Origin of the sequence: Paraburkholderia sp. BR14312 (assembly GCF_040948675.1) — a bacterium.
In the GTDB taxonomy this organism is placed as follows: Bacteria; Pseudomonadota; Gammaproteobacteria; order Burkholderiales; family Burkholderiaceae; genus Paraburkholderia; species Paraburkholderia nodosa_A.
Map to the genome: position 1 here is coordinate 1 of NZ_JBFPKI010000043.1, position 4,141 is coordinate 4,141.

General features: G+C 53.7%; 2 protein-coding genes and 1 pseudogene. All 3 read right to left on the bottom strand.

The genetic code is table 11. The features are described from left to right. Positions 1 to 31: 31 nt before the first annotated feature. Positions 32 to 2,440, bottom strand: a complete 2,409-nt coding sequence (locus AB3X98_RS41820; protein WP_368607157.1) for a pectinesterase family protein — start codon at positions 2,438 to 2,440, stop codon at positions 32 to 34. 32 nt (positions 2,441 to 2,472) lie between these two features. Further along, positions 2,473 to 3,339: a hypothetical protein gene (locus tag AB3X98_RS41825; RefSeq protein ID WP_368610450.1), complete on the bottom strand. Its 867-nt coding sequence runs from the start codon at positions 3,337 to 3,339 to the stop codon at positions 2,473 to 2,475. 244 nt (positions 3,340 to 3,583) lie between these two features. After that, positions 3,584 to 4,018, bottom strand: a pseudogene (locus AB3X98_RS41830) (IS110 family transposase); the annotation flags it as partial. Between the last annotated feature and the right edge of the window lie 123 nt (positions 4,019 to 4,141).

The window sequence follows — 4,141 nt, forward strand, 5'->3', positions numbered from 1 at the left end:
TTGGCCAGATCCAGTCCAACAGTCGCTATATTCATGATGAACGCTCCTTTGCCGTGGACGTCACGACTTCTCCACTTTGGCATAAACCGCTCGCTGGGTAGCGGGAGTCGTCCATCACATCAGAGCCATTAAAGGCAACTTCAACATACCCGCTATAAGCATAAGCCGGCAGCTGGAACGGTCCGCAACTCTTGCCATGTTGCCGCGCAGTAATGACATAACCCGTTTCTGCGGGATTGGCAGGTTGGCCAGCCCAAGTGACCTGCACGTTGCCGTTGCCGCCGACCGTTGCGGAGATCAGCGGGGCTTGGGGGACCCCGGCGGCTGGAGTGGGAACTGGCACCTGCTGCCCAAGGTTCGGACTGGCGTCGCTCACCAAGGTAGGTTGCCAACCGTCGGTGCCAGCCAGATAAATGTCAGGTGCTAGTGCGGCAGCCTCCGCCGAACTCAGCGCGACGTTGCTCTTCGGCGACGTCGTCTCGCGCTGGCCGATATCGAACGGCGCGGCCCCTTGGCCATTCATGTCGGCATACCGCGTATTGTATTCACGATAGGTGGAGGTCGGCAGATTGTTAGTGCCCGGCAGCCCGTTCAGCGGCGGGATGAACTCGATCCAGCCATCGCTGGTGAGCTGCGGTCCCATCGTGGAGTTGAGCAAGTAGACGGTTGAGTGACTTCCCCACGGACGGCCTAGCCAAGCGTTCGACATATATGGGCTCTTCGTGTGATCGAAGCCGAAGCTGCTATCCTCGCTGGCGCTCTCACGCTTTTGTGCGGTAATCGTCGCTTCACCGATCAGGCTGTCATGAATCTTGGTCTTGAGAGTGCAACCATCAAACACTGCTTTACCATTACCGAAGATATAGTCGACATTTCCCTCGACGTAGCAATTGCTGAAATAAGCTCGCCCCGGCCCATTAACGTACAGCGTACCCTGGCCACCAAGTAATCGTACCGCTCGATAGACATCCCGGTCTCCGTTCGAGCGTAAGGCTACAGCTTGGCCCTTGGCGCCAAAATCGGGAGCTTCGTAATCGGCTGAATTCCGGATGGTGAGATTGCTGAGGTAGACATCGTTGGCGTCCACAGCCACGGTGTAGCTGCCAGCCGCTCCATACGGTTGCCCAGTCCCCGGATCGGTCGCGTTCGCCGAGTGATTGCCGGTGATCAAAACCTGCGATGCGTCAGTGCCGGTGCCGATCAGCTTCACGTTCGGCTTCGTAATGTCCAATGTCTCGGTATAGACGCTAGGTGGGATCCGGATCACGCCGCCGCTTGGCGGAAGCGCGTCAACTGCGGCCTTGATCGTCGAAAAACTACCTCCCCCTCCGTCGTTGGCAGCTAGGATAACCCCTTTGGGATCGACATTGGTATTTAGCCCAACTGGAGTGATGCTACTGACATCGGCGGGAGGATTGCCTGGACTGCCCTTGCCACAAGGCGTGCGGATTTCTCCGGCGAGGAAAGCGCCGCTGTTGCAGGGAAGCATGTCGACATCGAGAAACAGGCTGCCCTTGAGTGATTTTTGAAAGGCAACTATCTCACGATTGGACAATGGCCCGGAGAACACGACCGCACGTTCAAATCCTGGCAAAGCCTGGGACTGGAGTAAGGGTCGAGAACCTTGACCAGGCACATTCACGGCACCAACCATCAAGGGGCCAACAGAGCCGAACGGAGCTTGATTTGGTCGTGAGGTTGGCCCTCCAGCCTTGTACGCAAAGTGCGGGAAGCCGCTGTCAAGTACCGCCTCATCCCACTGATACGCCGTGAAGGCAAGAGAGTATGTATATGGCGCAAACAGATCGATTTTGACCTTGCCATCCGGCGTAAACGTGTAATAAACCCATTCGGTACCTGAGAAGCTTCCGGTTGGTCCGAGAATGTTCATGTCCCAAGGCTTTTGCCAGTAAGCTGTCTGAGGACGCTTACTTTGCAGCAAGCTTTTACCAAAGGACCACTTCTGCCCTGTAGCACTTGGTTGAGACCCAAGCATGAAGGAGGCATAAGCCGTATTATCCGCCGAACTGAGTAGCGAGACCGATGCGCCCCCGCTCGCTGCGAAGTTATCACGGGTCCGGTGAATAACGAGAATTGTAAAACCCTTCGCTGGATCGAGCCGCGCTATTTCGTCCGTGATAATCGACGTCTGGCTGGGAAGGTTGAAGGAATTGCGATCCGTGTAGAAGTCGTAAACTATCTTTGTTCCGTTAGGAACTTGATAGTCAGTGTCGAAATCTGGCCCATGGTTATGGATAATTAGCTTTGGATAGTCATATTGTATTGGTACTACAACAGGTGTTAGCAACTGTATTTGCTTGGCACCTGCCGATTGCCGGCATTCTGCTTCGTTGGAGCATGTCTGCGCGGATGCTGCGGTTATATATAGCCCAGCAATTGCAGTGCCATGCAGCACAAAGAGTCTAAAAAGCTTTGACATGACGGAGCCACCTTGTAAAAGACAGGAATAATCTATCGCTTTAGTAAGTTGATATTTCGTCGCCCCAATGCCTGCAGCATATCCCCTACTGCATCGACCGAGTCTGTTGTTATCAGGTTGGTAGGATTTATAACTGCCATCTCCGGATCACCTCGATAATCCGGGATGATTGGGGCCGACGCTGTAGACTTCGGGTCCGTGATGTGAGCTACGCAACACATTCCGGCTGCGGTAGCCACTCCTTCTGGAAATAGATTGCTTTCTATATACGTAGCAAATCCCTTTTGCTGATCTGCATAATGGAAGTAATTTTCGAGACCATCACCTCGATAGTATTGATTCATCTCGAACTGCATAGGGAATGGCGCGGTGTTCCACTGACCGTAGTTAACGTCCTGATTGGGATCATAATTTGATATCTTGACGTTGTCGGCGTCAGGATTTTCTACGAGAACCAAGCCGCCGTTCACGTTGGGATTGTATGTAGTTCGACTCAGTACAGACCCGAGATCAACCGCATCTCTCGCGTTAATCTTGATTACAACGGCCTTGTTTAGTGAGGGATTATTTTTGGCAGCTATAAGGTCCAGGAGTTTCTGCATGATTTCCAGGCCGGACCCGCCGGGCGCCGTCTTGATGTCAACAATAACGACATAACCTAGACCGTCTGAGGTGACGTACTGTTCAAGAAGATCCAAAACCTCTGAGAAGCCCAAGGATTTTCCTTTATTACCATTTGCATCTGAAAACAGTTTTACACTGTTAATCTTGCAAAGAATATAGCTATTTTTGGACAACGAAATAGGGGAAGAAAGATGGCAACGGGTAGGTATCGCCCCTCTGATATGACTTATATGAACGCCTCCCTTTTGCGAGGCTTTTGTGTGCTCCGACATCACCTAGGTTGGGTTGCTGCTTTATATTCGGCCTCATTGCAGCCTCGCAGGCTGCGGGTCCCGATGAAATCCGCTGACTCGCCCCTCATTTCCCGTAAGAGCTCGGAGCTCCGAGTCATATGCAGGTTTAGCAAGTCACGGTCCGACATGGTTCGTCATCACACTCAATTGCCAACGCAACCTTTCTGTTCGAGTTGTCTTCCCACGGTGGAGAGTCGACGCGCTCTCCGTGTGATCCGGAGTGCGTTCACGCAGGTTTCATGCTCGTGAAGCCCTGTTCGTATTGCCGATCATGGGCAAGTATCGCCCAGATTGTTCGGGCCATCTTGTTTGCCAACGCTACAAGTACTACGTTGGGTGGTCGCCGTTTCCCGATGCGTTCGACCCATGCTCCAGGGTCCTTTGAGTTATAGAGCACGCCGCGTGCGCCGTGAATCAGAAGGGTCCGCAGATAGGTATCGCCCCTCTTGCTGATTCCCAGCAGGACCACCTTGCCGCCGGAGCCCGTTTGTCGGGGTACCAAGCCGAGCCAGGCCGCGAATTCGCGGCCCGATCTGAACGACTTTGGGTCTCCCATGGTCGCAACCGCGGCGGTTGCCGTGAGCAGGCCTACGCCGGGTATGGCAGCAATGGTCTTGCTCGCCTTGTCCTCTTTCATCCACGCCCGCAAACGTCGCTCTAGAGAGCGTCAAGCAGCATGGCCGGTCAGCGACAACTATCTTGGCCGGTCAACGGGGTAGTTGTCGTTGGGTATCAGGTCATATTTGACGTTGCTCCTTCATAGTTGTCGTTGCGTGATCGTGTA